12 protein-coding genes are annotated in these 22,695 nt (G+C 62.4%); 9 read left to right on the forward strand and 3 right to left on the reverse strand.

What is annotated here, in order from left to right:
- Nucleotides 1–94: 94 nt before the first annotated feature.
- Nucleotides 95–1,492, reverse strand: coding sequence for a C4-dicarboxylate transporter DctA (gene dctA / locus ATN38_RS17525; RefSeq protein ID WP_073512110.1), 1,398 nt, complete (start codon nt 1,490–1,492; stop codon nt 95–97).
- Between the two features lie 188 nt (nt 1,493–1,680).
- On the opposite strand from dctA, the gene ATN38_RS17530 reads away from it, so the two are divergent.
- Nucleotides 1,681–1,941, forward strand: a complete 261-nt coding sequence (locus ATN38_RS17530; RefSeq protein ID WP_003942027.1) for a GlsB/YeaQ/YmgE family stress response membrane protein — start codon at nt 1,681–1,683, stop codon at nt 1,939–1,941.
- A 157-nt stretch (nt 1,942–2,098) separates the two neighbouring features.
- On the opposite strand, the gene ATN38_RS17535 is transcribed toward ATN38_RS17530, so the two are convergent.
- The gene (locus ATN38_RS17535; RefSeq protein ID WP_024487832.1) at nt 2,099–2,845 is read right to left on the reverse strand and encodes a GTP pyrophosphokinase family protein; all 747 of its coding nucleotides are present in this window, start codon (nt 2,843–2,845) and stop codon (nt 2,099–2,101) included.
- Between the two features lie 48 nt (nt 2,846–2,893).
- Entirely contained in the window at nt 2,894–3,493 is a 600-nt protein-coding gene (locus ATN38_RS17540; RefSeq protein WP_003941968.1) for a TetR/AcrR family transcriptional regulator, read from the reverse strand.
- A gap of 98 nt (nt 3,494–3,591) precedes the next feature.
- Here ATN38_RS17540 and ATN38_RS17545 point away from each other — a divergent pair, with 98 nt between their 5' ends.
- From ATN38_RS17545 to ATN38_RS17580, 8 genes are all read left to right on the forward strand, one after another.
- Nucleotides 3,592–5,181, forward strand: coding sequence for a carboxyl transferase domain-containing protein (locus tag ATN38_RS17545; protein WP_042453308.1), 1,590 nt, complete (start codon nt 3,592–3,594; stop codon nt 5,179–5,181).
- Nucleotides 5,182–5,186: 5 nt separating this feature from the next.
- The gene (locus tag ATN38_RS17550; RefSeq protein WP_042453639.1) at nt 5,187–7,226 is read left to right on the forward strand and encodes an acetyl/propionyl/methylcrotonyl-CoA carboxylase subunit alpha; all 2,040 of its coding nucleotides are present in this window, start codon (nt 5,187–5,189) and stop codon (nt 7,224–7,226) included.
- On the forward strand, nt 7,226–8,389 hold the full coding sequence (locus ATN38_RS17555; RefSeq protein ID WP_007730190.1) for an acyl-CoA dehydrogenase family protein: 1,164 nt from the start codon (nt 7,226–7,228) through the stop codon (nt 8,387–8,389). Before ATN38_RS17550 ends, ATN38_RS17555 begins: the two co-directional genes overlap by 1 nt.
- Complete coding sequence (locus ATN38_RS17560; protein ID WP_003942078.1) at nt 8,386–8,874, forward strand: MaoC family dehydratase; 489 nt, start codon at nt 8,386–8,388, stop codon at nt 8,872–8,874. Before ATN38_RS17555 ends, ATN38_RS17560 begins: the two co-directional genes overlap by 4 nt.
- Nucleotides 8,871–9,698 carry a CoA ester lyase gene (locus ATN38_RS17565; RefSeq protein ID WP_003942031.1) on the forward strand — a complete coding sequence of 276 codons (828 nt, stop codon included), beginning with the start codon at nt 8,871–8,873 and terminating at the stop codon, nt 9,696–9,698. The genes ATN38_RS17560 and ATN38_RS17565 overlap by 4 nt, the downstream gene beginning before the upstream one ends.
- 3 nt (nt 9,699–9,701) lie before the next feature.
- Complete coding sequence (locus ATN38_RS17570; protein ID WP_007730192.1) at nt 9,702–10,457, forward strand: CoA transferase subunit A; 756 nt, start codon at nt 9,702–9,704, stop codon at nt 10,455–10,457.
- A 41-nt stretch (nt 10,458–10,498) separates the two neighbouring features.
- The gene (locus ATN38_RS17575) at nt 10,499–11,104 is read left to right on the forward strand and encodes a 3-oxoacid CoA-transferase subunit B (protein ID WP_178377296.1); all 606 of its coding nucleotides are present in this window, start codon (nt 10,499–10,501) and stop codon (nt 11,102–11,104) included.
- Between the two features lie 457 nt (nt 11,105–11,561).
- On the forward strand, nt 11,562–22,695 hold an 11,134-nt coding region (locus ATN38_RS17580), incomplete at its 3' end, for a non-ribosomal peptide synthetase (RefSeq protein WP_308256256.1).

The raw sequence follows: 22,695 nt of genomic DNA on the forward strand, positions 1-22,695 counted from the left end.
CTTTTGTAGCTGTCGGTCTGGATTTTCCAGTGAAGTCTGCCCCCGCGACTTTTCAGCACCGATTTCCGATGTGCAAACAGCAGCCGGCACCTACCTATCGGGTCAGGATGCCTTCGGTTTCGGGTGCCGGAACGGTTTTCCCCGTGATCGGATCGACTTCCTCGAGCGGTGGAACGTCTTCTCCGTCGAGCACTCGGCGCATGCGCTCCTTGTCGAGCTGCCCCTCCCAATTGGCGACCACGAAGGTTGCGACACAGTTCCCGAGCAGGTTCACCGACACCCGCATCGAATCCATGATTCGATCGGCGCCCAGTAGGAGAGCGACTGCGGCGACGGGAATTGCGCCGTGACCGATTGCGGCCACGGTGGCCGACAGCGCCAGGAATGACGATCCCGGCACGCCGGCCATTCCCTTCGACGTGAGCATCAGAACCAGGACGGCAGTGATCTGTTCACCGAGTGTCAGGTCCACACCGAGTGCCTGCGCCAGAAACAGCATGCAGATCGACAGGTACAGCGTCGCGCCGTCGAGATTGAACGAGTAGCCGGTAGGCACCACCAATCCTGTTGTAGTGCGCGAGCATCCGGCGTTGGTGAGCTTGACCATGATTCGGGGCAGAACTACTTCGGTCGACGCCGTTCCCAAAGCGAGGAAGAGTTCGTCCTTGATGTACTTGACGAACTTCCACAGGTTCACGCCCGCGAGGTACCTGACTATCGCGGCCAGGATGAGGATGAACAGGACGGCGGCGAGATAGCATGCGGCGATCAGCTTTCCGTAACTTCCGAGCGAAGCGATCCCGTACTGACCGACGATGTACGCCATCGCGCCCAAAGCGCCCAACGGCGCCAGTCTCATGATCCAGCCGATAATCGTGAAGAACAGATGGCTCAGACGATCGACGAGTTCGAACACGATCGGTGGTCCACTCTCGCCCGCCTTGGCCAATGCGAGCCCGAACAGTACGGCGAAGAAGAGGACTTGGAGGAGTGCGTTCTCGGCGAAGGCCGAAACTATCGACACCGGAATGATATTGAGCAGGAATTCGACGGTGTGGGGAAGTTCGCCACTTCCGGTCTTGGCGGCCACGGCGTCCGCACCGTTCGCCAGCGTCTCCGGATCGATGTCGAATCCCGCACCCGGCTTCATCAGATTTCCGATGAGCAGCCCGAACAACAGGGCGAAGGTGGTCACGACCTCGAAGTAGATGAGTGCTTTGACGCCGATACGCCCCACGGCCTTCAGATCCCCGACGTGGGCGATCCCGATCACAACGGTGCAGAAGATGATCGGCGCGATCAGCATTTTGATCAGCTTGATGAACCCGTCGGCGAGGGGCTTGAGGTTCGCGCCGAATTCCGGCCACAACCAGCCGATGAGAATACCGATGACGATAGCGGCGATCAATTGCACGAACAGTGATCGGTACCAGGGCGGCTTGTTGGCGAGTCGCGCGAGCTCGCTGTTCGGCAGTTTTACGGAAGTTGGCATGGATGGGAACGGTAGGTCTGCTTGATTGCGAAAAAATAACTCGCGAATGTCGTGGATGTAACGCGTCGAGGTTGCATCTCGGACAACAATTCGGTCAACAAGCGACAGTTGTGTGTGACTGTGGTTATTGTTTCCCTGAGCGGTGATCTTCCGTCCGCGTGCATGCACGACGTGTGAGAGGGGCTGTCATGGGGCAAATTATCGGAACCATCATTTTCGGCGCAGTCATCGGAATCCTGGCTCGTCTCGTACTGCCAGGTAAGCAGCAGTACGGCATGATCGTGACCGTCGTGCTGGGTATCGCCGGAGCGCTTATCGGGTACTGGGTCTGGGGAGCGATCTCGGACAAGGGCGACACGGGTGGAATCGACTGGATCCGCTGGATCATCAGCATCGCCGCGGCGGCCGTGCTCTCGATCGGCTACAGCGCCGTCACGGGCAAGAAATAGCAAGCCGACCCAATTGGAGAAGTGCGCCCTCCCGAAGTTCGGGAGGGCGCACTTCTTTTTGTTTGCCCTAGTTGTCCGACCCCAGTTGTGAGTGAACGGCACTTTCGTCGCCTCAGATGCGCCGAAAGGCGCGTTCGCTCAGGGCAGGGGACCGAATTCAGAGCGCCCGTCGCTGAAGATGCAGCGCCTCGAGGAACTGCGCCGGCAGATCCTGCTCGAGGATTTCGTCGTCAGGATGCGGTAGCGCTTTGATTTTGGCGAACTCGTCGTTGAGTCGTTCCATCTTGACGTCGAGGCGGTGTGCCGCGGCTGCAGCCTCGGTGAGTTCGTCGAGGAGTTCGACGGGAACCTCGCGGTTGTACTTGTAGTAGATCTTGTGCTCGAGGCTCGCCCAGAAATCCATCGCGATCGTGCGGATCTGAAGTTCGATCGGTACGTGCCTGACGCGGTCACTCATGAAAACCGGGACCTCGACGATCAAGTGCAAGCTCTTGTAGCCGTTGGGTTTCGGATCGGCGATGTAGTCCTCGCGCTCGATCACCCGAAGGTCCGTCTGGCTGGTGAGCATCTCGGCGATTCGGTACGTGTCGGAAATGAAGCTGCAGGTGATACGTACTCCAGCGATGTCGAAGATGTTCTTCGAGATGTCGTCGATCGTCAGCGGGACGTTCAGGCGTTGAGCCTTTCGCAGGATGCTGTCCGGTGACTTGACCCGTGACGTGACGTGTTCGATGGGGCTGTACTGATTGATGTGAGTGAACTCGTCCTTGAGGATGTTCACCTTGGTCATCAGTTCGGAGATTCCGAATTGGTACAACATCATGAAGCGGGAGAACTCGGTCCGCAGTTCGGCGAAATCGGCCCTGCTGACCCCACTGCTGTCTTCCACGTTCGGCACCCTCATCTGTTAGCTGGTGTAACCAGTCTGCCACCGATTGTGCCGTGTCCGGTTTCAGTGGGTGCGCAGTGCGGCGAGCGTCATATCCCGCAGGACGCGACGCGCGCGTGCCGGCGAAGCGGGGTTGGCGCTGTGAGGGGTCGAGTTGATCAGACCGAAGGTGGCATGCGCTTTGATTCGTGCGTCCGCCTGATCGAGTTGGGGATCGAGTTGCTCGAGCACCCCGACCCAGACCTCGACGTACTTGCGCTGCGTCTGGCGTACCTGTCGACGCGCGTCGGCCGGCAAGCTTTCGAGGTCGCGGTCCTGGATGCGGATCAGGTCCGGCTCGCCCAGTGCGAAGTCGAGGTGGAACTCCACCAGTGCGTCGAGAGCAGCGCTCGGTGAGTCCGCTGCCTCCGCTGCCGCAGAACCTCCTTCGTGCAGGCGCGTGCTGATGCCGACGAGAAGTTCCACGAGGACGGCGTCCTTGTTCGGAAAGTGCCGGTACACGGCCGGGCCGCTGATGCCGACGGCCGCGCCGAGGTCTTCGAGTCGCACACTCACGAATCCGCGTTCGGCGATCAACCGTGCGGCGGCGTCCAAGAGCTGACGTCGACGGTCGGCCTTCATCTGATCGCGTCGCGTCGGAGCTGCTACCTGCTCAGAGGTCATTCTCTCGATCTTTCTTCGCTTGTGTTCTGGACAACTCAGTTAATCATAGTTAATCTAGTTTCAGTTATCGAGCATTAACTCATGGCGAAGGCGGCGGGATGACTCCCAGTGGAATCACGCAAGGATCGGGCTACCGGTCCGATCACACCGTTCTGGTGGACGAACTGAAGAAGAAACTGGCGCAAGCAGCGCTGGGTGGCAACGAGCGCTCTCGCGAGCGCCACGTGAGCAGAGGGAAGTTGCTGCCGCGAGATCGCGTCGACTCGCTGCTCGACCAGGGCAGCCCGTTCCTCGAGCTGTCCCCACTGGCGGCCAACGGCCTGTACGACGACGAGTGCCCGGGCGCCGGCGTCATCACCGGTATCGGCCGTGTGTCGGGTCGCGAGTGCGTCATCGTTGCCAACGACGCGACGGTCAAGGGCGGCACCTACTACCCGATGACGGTGAAGAAGCACCTGCGCGCGCAGGAAGTTGCGCTGCAGAACAACCTTCCCTGCATCTACCTCGTCGACTCCGGCGGCGCCTTCCTGCCGCGCCAGGACGAGGTCTTCCCGGACCGTGAGCACTTCGGCCGGATCTTCTACAACCAGGCGACCATGAGCGCCAAGGGGATTCCCCAGATCGCCGCAGTTCTCGGTTCATGCACCGCGGGAGGCGCCTACGTGCCCGCGATGAGCGACGAAGCAGTGATCGTCCGCAACCAGGGCACCATCTTCCTCGGCGGACCGCCGCTCGTGAAGGCTGCCACCGGTGAGATCGTGACGGCCGAAGAGCTCGGCGGCGGCGACCTGCACTCCAAGGTTTCCGGCGTCACCGATCACTTGGCCGAGGATGACCGCGACGCACTTCGGATCGTGCGCAACATCATTGCCACGCTCGGCCCCCGCTCCGAGCGCCCGTGGGACGTCATCTCCACGGTTCCGCCCGTCGCCGATCAGAGCGAGCTGTACGACGTCGTTCCGACTGATCCCCGTACTCCGTACGACGTGCACGAGGTCATCACCAAGCTCGTTGACGGTGGCGCGTTCCAGGAGTTCAAGGCTGAATACGGCAAGACGCTCGTCACCGGTTTCGCCCACATCGAGGGCCACCCGGTCGGCATCATCGCCAACAACGGCGTGCTCTTCGGCGAATCCGCCATGAAGGGAGCACATTTCATCGAACTGTGCGACAAGCGCAGTGTGCCGCTGCTGTTCCTGCAGAACATCGCAGGCTTCATGGTGGGACGCGACTACGAGGCCGGCGGCATCGCCAAGCACGGCGCCAAGATGGTCACGGCAGTCGCGTGTGCACGGGTCCCCAAGCTGACAGTCGTCATCGGCGGCTCGTACGGCGCCGGCAACTACTCCATGTGTGGACGCGCGTATTCACCTCGCTTCCTGTGGATGTGGCCGAACGCGCGCATCTCGGTCATGGGCGGCGAGCAGGCCGCGTCGGTGCTCTCGACGGTTCGTAGTGACCAGCTCGACAGCGCGGGTAATCCGTGGTCGGCCGAGGACGAAGAATCCTTCAAGGCGCCGATCCGCGAGCAGTACGAGGCTCAGGGCAATCCGTACTACTCCACTGCGCGGCTGTGGGATGACGGTGTCATCGATCCCGCAGATACCAGAACTGTTCTCGGCCTGGCCCTTTCGGTGTGCGCGAACGCGCCGATCGAGCCGGTCTCCTACGGCGTCTTCCGGATGTGAGCGAAATGACTGAGTTGCGCACTATCGATACTGTTCTCGTGGCCAACCGCGGTGAGATCGCGGTTCGCGTGATCCGCACGTTGCGTGAGTTGGGAATTCGCAGCGTCGCCGTCTACAGCGACGCCGACGCGAATGCTCGCCACGTCCGCGAGGCCGACACTGCCGTCAACATCGGACCGGCCGCGGCGCGTGAAAGCTACCTCGTCATCGACAAGGTCATCGACGCTGCCAAGTCCACCGGTGCTCAGGGTATTCACCCCGGTTACGGCTTCCTGTCGGAGAACTCGGCGTTCTCGGCTGCCTGTGCGGCTGCCGGAATCGCCTTCCTCGGCCCCTCCGAGCACGCCATCGAGGTGATGGGTGACAAGATCACCGCGAAGAACGCCGTTGCCGCGTTCGACGTACCGGTGGTCCCGGGTATCGCTCGCCCCAATCTGACCGACGAAGAACTGATCGCAGCGGCCGAGGACATCGGCTACCCGGTGTTGGTCAAGCCTTCGGCCGGCGGAGGCGGCAAGGGAATGCGTCTGGTCGAGGATCCGGCCAATCTGGCCGAGGCTCTTCGCAGTGCCCGCCGTGAGGCCGCGTCGTCGTTCGGCGACGACACCCTGTTCCTCGAGCGATTCGTCCTGCGGCCCCGGCACATCGAGGTCCAGGTTCTCGCCGACCAGCACGGCAACGTCGTTCACCTCGGTGAGCGCGAATGCAGCCTGCAGCGGCGTCATCAGAAGGTCATCGAAGAGGCTCCCTCGCCGCTGCTCGATCAGGTGACCCGTGACCGGATCGGCGCGGCAGCGTGCAACACCGCTCGAAGCGTCGATTACACCGGCGCCGGCACCGTGGAGTTCATCGTCTCCGCCGACAAGCCGGACGAGTTCTTCTTCATGGAGATGAACACCCGCCTCCAGGTCGAGCATCCCGTCACCGAAATGGTGACCGGACTGGATCTGGTCGAATGGCAGGTCCGTGTGGCAGCAGGGGAGAAGTTGGCCTTCTCCCAGAGTGACATCACGCTGACCGGGCACGCCATCGAAGCTCGTGTGTACGCGGAGGATCCGGGCCGTGGATTCCTGCCGACCGGCGGCAGCGTCGTCGATCTGGTCGAGCCGTCAGGTTCCGGCGTGCGCGTCGATTCCGGACTGCTCGCGGGCACCGTCGTCGGCAGTGACTACGACCCGATGCTCAGCAAGGTCATCGCCCACGCTCCCGACCGCGCGGGCGCACTGCGCAAGCTCGATCGCGCACTCGGTGACACCGCAGTGCTCGGAGTCGTGACCAACATCGAATTCGCACGGTTCCTCCTCGCTGATCCGGATGTGATCGCGGGCAACCTCGACACCGGTCTGCTCGATCGTCGCGTCGAAGACTTTGTCGCAGCCGACGCCTCCGACGAGGTGCTCATTGCTGCCGCGGCGTATCGCTGGCTCTCGCGGTGGACAACTTCGGAATCCGTTGATCCCTGGGACGTCCCGAGTGGGTGGCGCGTCGGAACTCCCGCTCCGACCAGCATCAGGCTCTCCGCCGGCACCCGAACGGCGCACGTTGCGATCGTCGGCGTTCCCGCGGATGCAAAGGTCGAGGTCGAAGGTTCACAGCCTCGCGCATTCAGCGCGACCCTGACGGGATCCGAACTGGCGGTGGTGATCGACGGACGTCGACGCACGTTTGTCGTCGCCCAGACCGATGGCGGTCTGTGGCTGGCAGGCGGCGGAACCTGGCACGTGCGCGAGGTAGCCGAAGTCAGCGTTCGCGGTGAGGACAAGCATGCCGGTGACGCCGAAATCGCCAGCCCCATGCCCGGTGCCGTCATCGCAGTCAACGTCGAGAACGGCGCGGCAGTGAGCGCGGGACAACCACTCGTCGTGGTCGAGGCCATGAAGATGGAGCACTCCTTGACGTCCCCGATCGACGGGATCGTGGAAGTGCTTGTCCGTCAGGGCGATCAGGTGATGGTGGATCAGGTTCTGGCCCGCGTGGTACCTGTCGCGGACGAAGAGACTGCAGAAGTAAAGACCGAGAACACGACGCAGAAGGAAGACGCCTGATGTCCGATTACCTTGCCACCGGAGCGCTTCCGGACGAATACCAGCAGCTCGCCAAGACGGTTGCGGATTTCGCGAAGACCGTAGTGGCACCGGTTGCTGCCGAGCACGACGCCAACCACACCTTCCCGTACGAGGTAGTGGCCGGGATGGCCGACATGGGACTGTTCGGCCTGCCGTTTCCCGAGGAGTACGGCGGAATGGGCGGCGACTACTTCGCACTCTGCCTGGCGCTCGAAGAGCTGGGCAAGGTCGACCAGAGCGTCGCGATCACTCTCGAAGCTGGTGTGTCCCTTGGTGCCATGCCGATCTACCGTTTCGGTAACGAGGCACAGAAGCAGGAGTGGCTTCCGCAGCTCACCAGCGGCAAGTCGTTGGCTGCCTTCGGCCTGACCGAACCCGGTGCGGGTAGCGACGCCGGCGGAACCAAGACCACCGCGAAGTTCGACAGCGGTGAGTGGATCATCAACGGCAACAAGCAGTTCATCACCAACTCGGGCACCGACATCACCAAGCTCGTGACGGTCACCGCGGTCACGGGTGTCAAGGACGGCGGCAAGAAGGAGATCTCGACGATCCTCGTGCCGACCACGACGCCCGGCTTCACGGCCGAACCGGCGTACAACAAAGTCGGTTGGAACGCATCCGACACCCATCCGCTCACGTTCGCGGATGTTCGTGTCCCCGAAGAGAATCTGCTCGGTGAGCGCGGCCGCGGCTACGCGAACTTCCTGCGCATCCTCGACGAAGGCCGCATCGCTATTTCCGCGTTGAGCGTCGGTGCCGCCCAGGGCTGCGTCGACGAGTCGATCAAGTACGCCAAGGAACGCGAGGCGTTCGGTCGGCCCATCGGACACAACCAGGCCATCGCGTTCAAGATCGCGCGTATGGAGGCTCGTGCCCACGTCGCACGTACCGCGTACTACGACGCGGCCGCACTCATGTTGTCGGGCAAGCCGTTCAAGAAGCAGGCGTCTATCGCCAAGCTGATTTCCTCCGAAGCTGCCATGGACAACGCCCGTGACGCCACGCAGATCCACGGCGGATACGGCTTCATGAACGAGTACGCCGTCGCGCGCCACTACCGTGACAGCAAGATCCTCGAAATCGGTGAGGGAACGACCGAGGTGCAGTTGATGCTCATCGCTCGTGAGGCAGGGCTGTGACGAACCCCAAGAAGATCACTCAGCGCGGGCTCTGGTTCGAGGAGTTCGAGGTCGGCGCGATCTACGAGCATCGCCCAGGCCGGACGGTGACCGAGGCTGACAACGTCCTGTTCACGACTTTGACCATGAACACGCAGGCGTTGCATCTCGATGCCGCGTACAGCGAGGACACTCAATTCGGTGTGCGGCTGGTCAATTCGATGTTCACCCTGTCGACCATCGTCGGCCTGTCCGTCGCGCAGTTGACGCAGGGCACCATCGTGGCGAACCTCGGTTTCTCCGAGATCAGCTTCCCGAAGCCGCTCTTTCACGGCGACACCTTGTATGCCGAGACGCTCATCGCGGACAAGCGCGAGTCGAAGAGCCGTCCAGGTGAAGGCATCGTGACGCTCGTGCACACCGGGCGTAACCAGCACGGTGACGTCGTCGCACTGGCCACGCGCAAGACACTGGTGCAACTGCGTCCGGCAGAGGTGTCCTCATGACGTGGACACCGCCGGGGCCGGCGTGGTTGTTCTGCCCGGCGGATCGTCCCGAGCGCTATGCGAAGGCCGCGGCTGTTGCCGACGTCGTGATCCTCGATCTCGAAGACGGTGTGGCTCCGGCCGACAAGGAAGCCGCACGTGCAGCCCTGATCGACACGCCTCTCGATCCGGAGCGGACGGTCGTGCGCGTCAATCCGGTCGGTACACCTGATCACGAACTCGATCTGATCGCGCTGGACGGCACACACTATTCGCGTCTCATGCTGTCCAAGTGCGAATCGGCCGAGGACGTCCTCTCGCTCGCACCGGCGGACGTGGTTGCACTCGTCGAGTCCCCGCGAGGAGCCCTCGCCGTGGCCGACATCGCGCTTGCTGCGAACGCCATCGGTGTCATGTGGGGAGCCGAGGATCTTGTGGCCGGTCTCGGCGGTAATTCGAGCAGGCACCCGAACGGCTCGTACCGCGACGTTGCCAAGCACGTCCGATCGACGTCTCTCCTGGCCGCGAAGAGCTACGGCCGGTTGGCTGTCGATTCCGTGTACCTCGACATCAAGGACCTCGTCGGCCTGGGCGTCGAGTCCGCTGATGCCGTCGCAGTCGGCTTCGACGTGAAGGTTGCGATCCATCCGAGTCAGGTCGAGGTCATCCGCGGGGCCTTCGCACCTTCGGAAAAAGAGATCGACTGGGCCACACGAGTGCTTGCCGCGGTGTCTACTGAACGTGGTGTGTTCGCGTTCGAGGGCAAGATGGTCGACGCTCCCGTTCTCCGTCACGCCGAGAAGCTTCTTCACCGAGCCGGAATCTTTCAGCAGAAGGAGAACTAACGGATGAGCAAAGTCGTGAATACGGCAGCTGAGGCAGTTGCCGACATCGCGAGCGGATCCAGGCTCGCAGTGGGCGGCTTCGGGCTGTGCGGTATTCCCGACGCACTGATCGCGGCGATCGCCGACGGCGACGCCACCGATCTCGAGGTGTTCTCCAACAACTGCGGTGTCGACGACTACGGTCTCGGCATTCTGCTCGGCGCGCACCGGATCGCCAGGGTGACGGCGTCGTACGTGGGGGAGAACAAGGAGTTCGCGCGCCAGTATCTCGCCGGTGAGCTCGAAGTGGAGTTGACGCCGCAGGGGACGCTGGCCGAGCGGCTGCGAGCTGGCGGTACCGGCATCCCGGCGTTCTACACTCCGGCCGGCGTCGGCACCCCGATCGCCGAGGGCGGCTTGCCGTGGCGATACAACCCGGACGGTTCGATCGCCGTGGCGTCGCCACCGAAGGCGACGGCAGTGTTCGGTGGCCGCACGTATGTATTGGAAGAGGCGATCACCGCTGACTTCGCGCTCGTGCACGCGGACTACGGCGACACCGAAGGAAATCTCGTCTTCAACAAGACGGCGATGAACTTCAACCCGCTTGCTGCCATGGCCGGCCGGATCACCATCGCGCAGGTGGAGAACCTCGTCGAGCCGGGCGACATCGACCCCGCACACGTGCACCTACCTGGTGTGTTCGTCGCGCGGGTCGTGCACACAGGCCCACAGGAGAAGCGGATCGAGAAGCGGACCGTCTCAGGAGGTACCAAGTGAGCAGCGCAGAGGAAACTCGTATCGGTTGGACCCGCCACGAGATGGCCGCTCGCGCTGCTGCCGAGATGCGGCCGGGTGAGTACGTCAACCTCGGCATCGGCCTGCCGACGCTGATCCCCAGTTACCTGCCCGAGGGTGTCAAAGTGGTCCTGCACAGCGAGAACGGCATCCTCGGTACCGGACCGTATCCGACCGATGATCAGGTCGATGCCGACCTCATCAATGCCGGTAAAGAAACCGTCACCGTCAATCCTGGTGCCGCGTTCTTCGACTCGGCCCTCTCGTTCGGGATGATCCGCGGTGGTCACATCGACACCGCGGTGCTCGGCGGGATGCAGGTATCGAAGACCGGTGACCTTGCCAACTGGATGGTGCCGGGCAAGATGGTCAAGGGCATGGGTGGGGCGATGGACCTGGTCCATGGAGCCCGCCGCGTCATCGTCGTGATGGAGCACACCGACCGCGACGGCAATCCCAAGATCGTCGAGGCCTGCACGCTGCCGCTTACCGGTCAGAGCGTCGTCAACCGGATCATCACCGACCTGGCAGTGCTGGACGTCACCGCGGACGGGCTGCAGCTTGTGGAGCTGGCTCCAGGGGTCAGCAGCGAGCACCTGAAGAGTGTGACTGGTGTGGGCTTTTCCTGAAGCTTCGTACCGTAAATCGAAGAACGCGCCGACCGCTGGTCGGCGCGTTCTTTCGTCGGTCTGTCGGCGAGTACCGATAGTCTCGATCAGCGACTGTCGAATCTTGTTCGAGCTCAGACACCCAGTACCTGGCGGCCCTGTAAATTGTCCGAGGTGACTGATGTGGGTTGGGGTGTAGATCGTCGGTTGCAATTGATTGTCCCAGGGGGAGAGGTGTCGCGCGCCGCGTCTGAACGGTGCGTTTCGGCAATGCGATCGGGGGGTAGATGAGCTGGGCGATTTGTAACGAATTGCAACTAAACCATCGATACACCGGGGTATGGATTTCTCTTGTCACCTATGTATCGGAGACAATGGGTGGTTCTGGCTCATCGAGGTTGGATGAGGTCGGTAGCTGCTGCGAATCGGACGTTCGGCTCGCACGGGTGCGCAATGGTGTGGAAGAGAGGCTGTGGGCGTGAATTCGCTGGGTAACGGAGAACTGGGGAGCGGCAAGCCGGAGGTCGGCAGCTCGCCGGAAGACGTTCAGCGATCCGACGCATTCCCGCTTTCCGCGGCCCAGCTCGGTATGTGGTTCGCGCAACACCTCGATCCCGCCGTTCCGGTCAACATCGCTCAGTACGTCGAACTCCGTGGTGCTCTGGAACTTGACGCCCTTCGGCAGGCCTGCGCAGACGCCGGTCGCGAAATCGGGTCGGCCTTCGTCCGGATCTTCGAGATCGACGCCCAGCCTTACCAGATCATCGACCCCACACTCGATGATTCGGTCGGTTACGTCGACCTTCGTAGTGAAGACGACTCGCACGATGCTGCCATGCGGTGGATGCGAGCAGATCGCAGCCGGCCGATCGACATGCTCACGGACCGCTTGATCTCTGCCACGATCCTGCGGCTCGGCGAGAATCGCTACTACTGGTACACGCGGGTCCACCACACAATTCTCGACGGATTCGGTGCGTCGACGTTCGTCACTCGTGTGGCGGAGCTGTACTCGGCGCGCGTGGAGGGCCGGGATCCGGAGCCGAGTGAGGCCTCCGATCTCCGGAACGTCTACGAGGTGGACAACAAGTACCGCCAGTCGAGTCGTTTCGAAACCGATCGCAAGTACTGGGCAGACAAGATCGAGAAGCTCGACGAGATCTCGAGCCTCGCGGGTCGAAGTGCCGCGCCGGCTCCAGTCAGTCGGATCGACAGTGCAGCGCTGTCCAACCACGTCGAGGCTCTGCTCGGGCGGTTCCTCGAGCGCATCGAGAAGACCACTGTTGCCGGCACTGTCGTCGCGGCGTTTGCGGCGTACCTCGCTCAGATGACCGGGCGAGAGGACGTGTCGCTGAGTCTGCCCGTTTCCGGTCGAACAACAGCCGTGCTGCGTCGATCCGGAGGCATGGTCTCCAACGTCGTGCCGCTGCGACTGACCGTCACTGCGGACACCACCGTCCAGGAGCTTCTGGACGACGTCAGAAACGAAATGTCCGGCGCACTGCGCCACCAGCGATACCGACACGAGGACATGGTTCGCGGCGGTGACGGGCCGGGCCGGGGCGGATTCTTCGGCCCGTGGATCAACATCATGATGTTTTCCACCGAGTTGGCGTTCGGGCCCCTCGTCGGCGAACTTCACATCTTGTCCACGGGTTTGATCGAAGACCTCGGTGTCAACCTGTATCAGAGCGTCGGCGATACCCGCACGCACATCGACTTCGAGTCGAACCCCAATCTGTACGGGCCCGCTGACGCCCAGCGGAATCACTCGCGGTTCGTGGAGTTCCTCGAGAAGTTCGTCTCGGCCGAAACGAGCCGCAGGGTCTGGGATCTCCCTGTCGCTACCGACGAGGAGCGGAACAAGGTCGCTTTGTGGAACCGCACGGGCTTCCACGTTGCCTCGCAGACCATCACCGAAGCATTCGAGCGTCAGGTCGAGAGTACTCCCGATGCCACCGCTGTCGTTTTCGAAGGCACCAGCCTCACGTACGCCGAATTCGACGCCCGCGCAAACGGTTTGGCCCGACAGCTCATCGCCATGGGTGTCGGACCCGAATCGCTTGTGGGGCTCTCGATCCGCAGGTCTCTGGACTTGATGGTCGGTTTGTACGCGATCGCCAAGGCCGGCGGGGCCTGGGTACCGGTGGATCCCGACCACCCAGCCGACCGCACCGCCTACATTCTCGAGTCGGCGCAGCCCACGTGTGTTGTGACCACTGCGCGGGACGACGTGGATCTGCCCTCGGGCACACGGGTCATCGAGATCGACACACTGGACTATGGGCAGCTCGACAGCAGACCGATCGTCAACGCGGATCGCCTGTCTCCCTTGCATTTCTCGAACACTGCGTACGTGATCTACACCTCGGGTTCGACCGGTCGACCCAAGGGTGTCGCGGTCACTCACGCGGCGATCAACAATCAGCTTCAGTGGATGAACGCCGAGTACGGGCTTTCGGCGTCGGACATCTACCTGCAGAAGACCGCTACGACATTCGACGTGTCGCTGTGGGGATTTTTCATGCCGTTGCAGGTCGGCGCCACGCTCGTCGTCGCGACTCCGGACGGTCATCGAGACCCGATCTACGTGGCGAACAAGATCGCGGAGCTCGGCGTCACGATCACCGACTTCGTGCCATCCATGCTCACGCTGTTCACTGCGAATGCACCTGCCGGATCTTGTGATTCGTTGCGCCACGTGTTTGTCATCGGCGAGGCGCTCCCGCCCGAGACGTCTTCCGCCTTCCGCGAACTCTGTGGAGCCGGACTGCACAACCTGTACGGTCCGACCGAAGCCGCGGTATCGGTCACGTACTACGAGGCCGTGGCCACGGATACTACTTCCGTGCCGATCGGTATGCCGCAGTGGAACACTCAGGCGCACGTACTGGACGGACAACTTCGCCCGACCCCCATCGGGCAGCCGGGTGAGCTCTATCTCGCCGGCGTTCAACTCGCGCGCGGATACGTTGGTCGACCGGACCTGAGCTCGGATCGGTTCGTAGCCAATCCGTACGGCACGGCCGGTGAGCGTATGTACCGGACCGGCGACCTCGTTCGTCGCCGTGAGGACGGAAATCTCGACTACATCGGGCGTACAGACTTCCAGGTGAAGTTCCGCGGGCAGCGCATCGAACTCGGCGAGATCGAGACCGTCCTTCTGGCGCACCCCGACGTTTCGCAGGCTGTCGTTTTGGTGACCGTCACCCCGACCGGTGATCAATTGGTCGGCTACGTAGTGCCGGGTCCAGGCCGAAACATCGATGCTGCGGTGCTCAGTGAGTTCGCCGGCCGAAGCCTCCCGTCGTACATGGTTCCGGCCGCGTTGATGGTGCTCGATGCGTTGCCGCTCAACACGAGTGGCAAATTGGATCGTGCCGGGTTGCCCGAGCCGGTGTTCGCGAGTGCGAAGCAGTACCGCGAGCCCCGCACCGAAATCGAACGCATCGTGGCGGACGTGTTTGCCGACGTTCTCGGTGTCGAGCGCGTCGGTATCGATGACGACTTCTTCGAGCTCGGTGGAAACTCTCTGGTTGCAACACAATTGGTGACGCGAGTGGGTTCGGCATTGGGAGTGCAACTCGGCGTTCGAGAGCTCTTCGAATCCACCACGGTCGCCACCCTGGCGGCCCGCGCCGAGTCGGTGGCGGGCAACGCCAGGCAGCTCACCCCGCTGATCGCCAAGCCTCGTCCCGAGGTCGTCCCGCTCTCGCTTGCGCAGCAGCGCATGTGGTTCATCAACCGTCTCGATCCGTCGACGCCCGCCTACAATCTTCCGTTCACAGTCCGGCTCACCGGTTCGGTGGACCCGTCCGCCCTGCATACCGCGGTGATGGATCTTCTCGAGCGACACGAGTCCTTGCGGACGATCTACCCTGATGTCGACGGAACCGCGCAACAGCTGGTTCTGCCGGTCGACCGGGCCGCGGTGGAGTTGAATCCGGTCAAGATTCGGAATTCGCATCTCGACGCGGCGCTGTTCGACGTGGCGTCTCGCGGCTTCGACGTGACGCTCGAAATCCCGGTACGGGTTGCCCTCTTCGAGGTGTCTCCGACGGACTACGTCCTGGTGATGGTTCTCCATCACATCGCTGCAGACGGACTGTCGTTCCGTCCGCTCGCACGTGACCTTCTCGTCGCCTACTCGGCGCGAAGTGAGAAGTCTGCGCCGGCGTGGACGCCGCTGCCGATTCAGTACGCCGACTACGCCCTGTGGCAGCGCGAAGCACTGGGATCCGACGAAGACCCGCGCTCGGAGTCGTCTCGCCAGATCAACTTCTGGCGCCGGGCACTTGCCGATCTGCCGGATCAGTTGGATCTGCCGACCGACCGACCTCGTCCTGCCATCGCGTCCAATCACGGTGCCAAGCACCATTTTCAGATCAGCGAACGCACGACGCGCAAGTTGAACGAGTTGGCGCGCTCGAGGAGCGTCTCGCTGTTCATGGTGTTGCAGGCGGCATATGCAACGCTGTTGAGCCGGCTCAGTGGTACCTCCGACATCGCGATCGGTGCCCCGATCGGCGGGCGAGGCGATCAAGCGCTCAACGACGTGATCGGCATGTTCGTGAACACCCTGGTGCTTCGCACCGAGGTCGATCCGAACGAACGATTCGAAGAGTTGCTCGCTCGGGTAAGGGAATCGGGCTTGTCTGCCTACGGGCATGCCGATGTGCCGTTCGAGCGGTTGGTCGAAGTCCTGAGTCCGGCGCGTTCGCAGGCTCGTCACCCGCTGTTCCAGGTTGCGCTCACTGCGGAGATCAGTGGACGACGCGAACTGGAATTCTCAGGTGTCAAAGCAGTTGCAGCTGAATTGGAAGTCCCGGTCGCCAAATTCGATCTCGAGCTCATGGTGTCCGAGAATCCTGAAGGCAGCGAAGACTCGGACGTCTTGAGCGCCACCTTCACCTATGCCACGGACCTGTTCGATCCGGCCACGGTGAACACTTTCGCTACTCGGTTCGTGCGCATCCTCGATGCCGTGGCTACCCGTCCTGAAACGATCGTCGGCGATATCGACCTGCTCTCACGCTCCGAGCGCACCGATCTGACGGTCGTAGCCGCGGATGACACGATGCCCCGGCAGAGTCTCGTCGACATCTTCCTGTCCGGCACGGCTGAGGCGGATTCGGTTGCTGTGCGCTTCGAGGGTCGATCGATCACCTATCGAGAGCTCGATGAGCAGTCGTCGAAGCTCGCTCGGGTTCTGATCGGACGTGGCGCCGGCCCCGAGACCATTGTTGCTCTCGCCTTTCCTCGCTCGTACGAGATGGTCTGTGCAGTATGGGCGGTGGCGAAGTCAGGGGCGGCATACGTCCCAGTCGACCCGAGTTATCCGGAAGATCGTGTCCGGCACATGCTGGCCGATTCTTCGGCCGCGATCGGACTCACGTCGGGACAGTTCGTAGATCAGCTTCCTGCGGTCACAGAATGGTTGGTCCTTGACGGCCAGGCGCTGAACGGAGAACTGTCGGCGCAATCTTCAGCGCCGGTCACGGACGAGGACCGAATCGCTCCGATTCACAGTTCTCACGTTGCATATGTCATTTACACATCCGGTTCCACGGGAAAACCGAAGGGTGTCAGCGTCACTCACGGTGGACTCCGTGGCGTCAGAGACGCAGCACAGCGTCGCTACGGGGTAGAACAGTCCTCGCGCTTCCTCCATATCTGTTCACCGAGCTTCGACCCGTCGGTACTCGAATGGATGGTCGCCTTCTCCGCGGGTGCAACTTTGGTGATCGTTCCGTCGACAATTATCGGTGGACACGAGTTGTCGGATCTTCTTCATTCCGAGAAGGTCACACACGCGATCATCACTCCCGCAGTACTCGGGACCATGGAGCCGGCAGAGCTGCCTGAATTGCGAGTCGTCTCCGTCGGCGGTGACGTGACCACTCCCGAGTTGCTGGCGAAATGGGCCCCAGGGCGCGCCTACTTCAATGGGTATGGTCCGACCGAGACCACTATCATCTCGTCGTTCGGCGATCTCGCGATCGGCCGATCGATCGACATCGGGCGTCCCGTCGAGGGCATGTCGGCACTGGTACTCGACGAGCGTCTGCATCCTGTTCCAGTCGGTACCAGGGGAGAGCTCTACTTTGCGGGCGCTGCATTGGCTCGCGGCTACCATGAGCGGCGAGGCCTTTCTGCGGAACGGTTTGTCGCCAACCCGTATTCGCCGGATGGCGAGCGAATGTACCGGACCGGCGATGTCGTGCGCTGGACCGGCGGAGACGCGCGCGGTGACGCGGGGGTTCTCGAATACGTCGGCCGCAGTGACTTCCAGGTCAAGGTTCGCGGATTCCGTATCGAACTCGGTGAGATCGACGCAGTTCTGTCCTCGCACGAGTCTGTGCGCTTCGCGGTGACGGTCGGAAGCGAAGGCGCGGCGGGTGTCACAACCCTCGTTTCCTACGTCGAACTGGCTGACGGGTCGAGTTTCGATCGGGACGTGCTCGCCTCGTTCGTGGCGGAGGCTCTGCCGAGCTACATGGTTCCGTCCGTCATCATGGAACTCGCTGAGGTTCCGTTGACCCCGGTGGGCAAATTGGATCGCCGGGCTTTGCCGGAGCCTGTTTTCGAGGTCCGCGAGTTTCGTGCACCCACCACGCCGGTGGAAGAGATTGTCGCGCAGGTGATTGCGGATGTTCTCGGAGTGGAACGAGTCGGCCTCGACGACGACTTCTTTGAACTCGGTGGCAACTCCCTGGTGGCCACTCAGGTCACCTCCCGATTGGGGCGGGCGCTCGACACTACGGTGCCGGTGCGAACGCTATTCGACGTTTCCACCGTCGAGGCGCTCGCCGCACACATCGAGTCGCACGTAGGTAGCGGCGGGCAGAAGGCGCTCGTCGCACAGGTGCGTCCCGCGGAAATTCCGTTGTCGCTGGCGCAGCAGCGCATGTGGTTCCTGAACCGCTTCGACACCGACTCAGCTGCTTACAACATCACTTTTGCTCTGCACCTGACTGGTCATCTCGATACTGCCGCGATGGAAATGGCGCTGGAGGACGTACTGGCCCGGCACGAGGTGCTCCGAACGGTATATCCGGACGGGGCTTCCGGACCGAAGCAGTCGATTCTGTCGCTCTCGGAGGCGTTCGGCGGGCTGACCGTGGAGTCGGTTTCGGATCAGGACGAGCTCGAAAGTCGAGTCGCTGCAATCGGATCCTCAGCGATCGACGTCACCGTCGACGTGCCGATCCGTGTCCGCCTGTTGACGGTCAGCGACACCGAGCACACCCTTGCGATCGTGGTTCATCACATCGCCGCTGACGGTTGGTCGATGGCGCCCCTGGCTCGCGATGTCATGATTGCCTACTCGGCACGCAAGGACGGGATCGCGCCGGCGTGGCAGCCGTTGACTGTGCAGTACGCCGACTATTCGTTGTGGCAGCGTGAGGTTCTGGGCTCGGAAGACGACTCGGAATCACTGATCTCGCAGCAGATCTCGTACTGGACCGAGACTCTGGCAGACCTACCGGACGTGATCGAGCTTCCGTCGGACCGGTCTCGGCCTGATGTGGCGTCGATGCGCGGCGAGCGATTCGCGTTCGAGATCTCCGGGGATGTGCACCGTCGATTGGACGCGCTGGCACGGGAGAACAACGCGACGCTCTTCATGGCGTTGCACTCGGCGCTTGCCGTTCTGATGGCCCGACTGAGCGGGACCTCGGACATCGCCGTGGGCACTCCCGTTGCCGGTCGCGGGGACGAGGCGCTCGACGATCTCGTCGGCATGTTCGTCAACACGCTTGTTCTGCGCACCGAGGTCGACCAGGCCCAGGCATTCACAGATCTGCTGGCTGCGGCGAGTGATTCCGCGCTCGGAGCGTTCGCTCACTCGGACGTGCCCTTCGAGCGGTTGGTGGACGTCTTGGCTCCCGCCCGGTCGCAGGCCAGACATCCGCTCTTCCAGGTTGTGCTGTCCTTGCAGAATCTCGCGCAAACGGCATTGGAACTGCCGGGACTGGCGATCAAGGCCGCCGAAATCGACACGACCACTGCCAAGTTCGACCTCGAACTCGCAGTGACAGAGTCGATCGGCGAAGACGGGATCCAGCAAGGGCTCTCGGCCGAATTCACGTTTGCTGCAGATCTGTTCGACGTTTCGACGGTCGAGGGGTTTGCTCGGCGTCTGGTTCGTATCCTCGAGACTGTCGTGTCGGTTCCTTCGATTGTCGTCGGTGACATCGATATTCTCGATGCGGCCGAGCGGGGTGTGCTGGCCGATGTTCATGGAGGTCAGTCGGTCTCGGGAACCCTGGTCGAGATCCTCACAGCGGCGGTCGCTTTGGATCCGTCGGCGGATGCGATTCGCTTCGACGGTCAGTCGATCAGCTACCGCGAACTCGACGAGCGGTCGTCGCGACTCGCTCGTGTTCTGATTGCGAAGGGCGTCGGGCCGGAGGATCGGGTCGCGATCGCGATTCCGCGTTCGGCCGATTCAGTTCTCGCTCTGTGGGCAGTGGTGAAAACGGGTGCTGCATTCGTGCCCGTCGACCCGACGTATCCGGTTGACCGTATCGCCCACATGATCTCCGATTCCGGTGCGGTGCTGGGTCTTGCGCTCAGTGACGTCGAGGCAGGATTGCCGTCGGCGTTGACGTGGGTTGTTCTCGACGACGAGAGGACAGTGGCGGCGTGCGCGGCAGAATCTTGCGCGCCGGTAAGTGATTCGGATCGACGCAGTGCGATCGACGAGCGGCAGCCTGCTTACGTCATTTACACCTCGGGCACCACGGGTCTGCCCAAGGGCGTTGTGGTCACCAATGCGGGTGTGGCGAACTTCTGCGCCGAGCAGGTCGAGCGCTATGCGCTGACCGCGGATGCTCGGACGCTGCATTTCGCCTCGCCGAGTTTCGATGCTTCTGTTCTCGAGTTGCTGATGGCATTCGGAGCAGCATCGACGATGGTGATTGCGCCGACGACGGTGTACGGCGGCGCGGAATTGGCCGAGATCTTGCGCTCGGAGGGCGTGACGCATGCGTTCGTGACGCCCGCTGCGCTGGCATCAGTGGATCCGAGCGGGCTCGACGCGTTGCGGGTGGTTGTCGTCGGTGGCGAAGCCAGTTCGCGGTCTCTCGTTGCCAAGTGGGCGGTGCCGCTTCCGGATGGCGGTGTGCGTGGATTCTTCAATGCGTACGGTCCGACGGAGTCGACAGTCGCCTCGAACATCAGCGATACGCTGACCGCGTTTGATCGTATGAACATCGGCGGCCCGATTCGGGGAATGGCCGCGCGGATCTTGGACGGCCGCTTGCAGCCCGTTCCGGTTGGTGTCGCAGGTGAGTTGTACGTGTCGGGTGTTCAGGTCGCTCGTGGATACCTGGGACAGCCGGCATTGACAGCGGGTCGTTTTGTCGCAGACCCGTTCGGGGCGCCGGGAGAGCGGTTGTACCGCACGGGTGACGTGGTCCGGTGGATCGACGGTGGCGCAGTGGAGTACGTGGGCCGCAGTGACTTCCAGGTCAAGATCCGTGGGTTCCGTATCGAACTCGGCGAGATCGAGGCCGCGCTGACCCGTTGCGCGGGCGTTGCGCAAGCTGTTGCTCTCGTTCGTTCCGACGATCACTTCGGAGATCGTCTCGTTGCATACGTCGTGCCGCAGGCCGGCGCCGAGGTGGATCCCGCACAGGTCATCGAGTCGGTGTCGACGTTCCTGACCGGCTACATGGTCCCCGACTCGGTACTGGTACTCGATTCGATTCCGTTGACCACCGCGGGCAAGACGGACATCAAGGCTCTGCCCTCGCCCGTGTTCGAGTCCAAGGTGTACCAGGCGCCGATCACGACCGTCGAAGAGACTGTCGCGCAGGTGTTCTCCGAAGTTCTCGGAGTCGCACAGGTTGGCCGCGACGACGATTTCTTCGAACTCGGCGGCAACTCGTTGATCGCGACCCGTGTCGCCGCTCGGCTGGGAGAGGCGCTCGACACAAGCGTTCCGGTTCGTGCGCTCTTCGAAGCGTCGACCGTGCAGTCACTCGCCGTCCGGCTCGAGCTGCACGCCGGTTCGGGCGCCACCGCCCCACTGGTGCAGCAGCCCCGGCCAGCTCGGATCCCACTTTCGTTGGCGCAGCAGCGCATGTGGTTCCTGAACAGGTTCGAACCCGCGTCGGCAGTGAACAACGTCCCGGCGGCGATCAGGATTTCGGGCGCCCTCGATGTGGCAGCTCTTGACGCCGCCGTGATCGATGTCGTGGGCCGACACGAATCACTGCGAACTGTGTATCCAGACGTCGACGGCGTCGGCTATCAGGACGTCCTCGACGTCCAAGACGTTGTCGTCGACCTCAGCCCCGTGTCGATCACGGAAGATCGCCTGGCTGCGGGCGTCGCCGAGCTGGCGACAGTCGGCTTCGACGTGACGTCCGAAGTCCCGTTGCGCGCCAAGCTCTTCAAAGTCGGCGACAGCGAATACGTTCTGGTGTTCGTCGTGCATCACATCTCGACCGACGGTTTCTCGATGGGTCCGTTGACCCGTGACGTGATGGTTGCCTACGAAGCACGTACACGAGCGTCGGTGCCGGCTTGGACGCCGTTGCCGGTGCAGTACGCCGATTTCTCGTTGTGGCAGCGTGAGGTTCTCGGGTCCGAGGACGATCCGCGGTCCGTGATCGCGAAGCAGATTGCGTTCTGGTCGGATGCGTTGGCTGATCTTCCGGAGCAGTTGGATCTGCCTGCCGATCGTCCTCGTCCCGAGGTCGCTTCAGGGCGCGGAGCCGAGGTCGAGTTCGATATCGACGCCACCCTGCACGAAGCTGTCAATTCGATTGCGCACAGCAGTAACTCGACACCATTCATGGTTGTTCACGCAGCGCTCGCCGTCGTACTTTCTCGTTTGTCCGCAACGACCGACATCGCGATCGGTACCCCGATCGCGGGTCGCGGTGAGGCGCAGCTCGACGATCTGATCGGTATGTTCGTCAACACTTTGGTGTTGCGTACCGAGGTTGATCCGTCGATGTCGTTCACGGATCTGTTGGCTTCGGCGCGTGAAGTGGATCTACAGGCGTTCGCGCATGCGGATGTTCCGTTCGAGCGTGTGGTGGAGGTTCTCGATCCGGTTCGTTCGCAGGCTCGTCATCCGCTGTTCCAGGTGGCATTGACGTTCCAGAACCACGAACAGACAACGCTCGAACTGGGCGACCTCGAAGTGTCGATCGAAAGTGCCGATCTTGCGCTGGCGAAATTCGACCTCCAGTTGACCCTGACCGAACGAACCGACGAGGCCGGCGCACCCGCCGGAATGTCCGCCTCTTTGACGTATGCGACGGATCTGTTCGACGAGTCGACCGTTGTGGAATTCGGTGATCGGCTGGTAAGGACCTTCCGTGCGGTGACTGCTGATCCCACCGTAGCGGTGGGTGACGTTGACATCTTGGTCGATGGAGAACGAAACCTGCTGTCCCGCTTCAGTGCCGGCCAGATCGATCGTGGTGTGGATTCGACGTTGTCGGCGTGGTTCGATGATGCTGCGGCGCGGTTTGGTGATCGGGTTGCGGTGCGGTTCGGTGGCGAGTCGTTGTCGTATGGTGAGTTGTCGGTGCGGGCTAATCGTTTGGCGCGCAGGTTGATTGCTCAGGGTTGTGGTCCGGAGTCGTTGG

It is taken from the genome of Rhodococcus sp. FH8, from assembly GCF_019266085.1.
In the GTDB taxonomy this organism is placed as follows: domain Bacteria; phylum Actinomycetota; class Actinomycetes; order Mycobacteriales; family Mycobacteriaceae; genus Rhodococcus_F; species Rhodococcus_F qingshengii.

Excerpts from the sequence above, each read along its gene's own strand:
- dctA (WP_073512110.1), bottom strand. The coding sequence starts at position 1,492 with ATGCCAACTTCCGTAAAACTGCCGAACAGCGAGCTCGCGCGACTCGCC.
- ATN38_RS17530 (WP_003942027.1), top strand. The coding sequence starts at position 1,681 with ATGGGGCAAATTATCGGAACCATCATTTTCGGCGCAGTCATCGGAATC.
- ATN38_RS17535 (WP_024487832.1), bottom strand. The coding sequence starts at position 2,845 with ATGAGGGTGCCGAACGTGGAAGACAGCAGTGGGGTCAGCAGGGCCGAT.
- ATN38_RS17540 (WP_003941968.1), bottom strand. The coding sequence starts at position 3,493 with ATGACCTCTGAGCAGGTAGCAGCTCCGACGCGACGCGATCAGATGAAG.
- ATN38_RS17545 (WP_042453308.1), top strand. The coding sequence starts at position 3,592 with ATGACTCCCAGTGGAATCACGCAAGGATCGGGCTACCGGTCCGATCAC.
- ATN38_RS17550 (WP_042453639.1), top strand. The coding sequence starts at position 5,187 with ATGACTGAGTTGCGCACTATCGATACTGTTCTCGTGGCCAACCGCGGT.
- ATN38_RS17555 (WP_007730190.1), top strand. The coding sequence starts at position 7,226 with ATGTCCGATTACCTTGCCACCGGAGCGCTTCCGGACGAATACCAGCAG.
- ATN38_RS17565 (WP_003942031.1), top strand. The coding sequence starts at position 8,871 with ATGACGTGGACACCGCCGGGGCCGGCGTGGTTGTTCTGCCCGGCGGAT.
- ATN38_RS17570 (WP_007730192.1), top strand. The coding sequence starts at position 9,702 with ATGAGCAAAGTCGTGAATACGGCAGCTGAGGCAGTTGCCGACATCGCG.
- ATN38_RS17575 (WP_178377296.1), top strand. The coding sequence starts at position 10,499 with ATGGCCGCTCGCGCTGCTGCCGAGATGCGGCCGGGTGAGTACGTCAAC.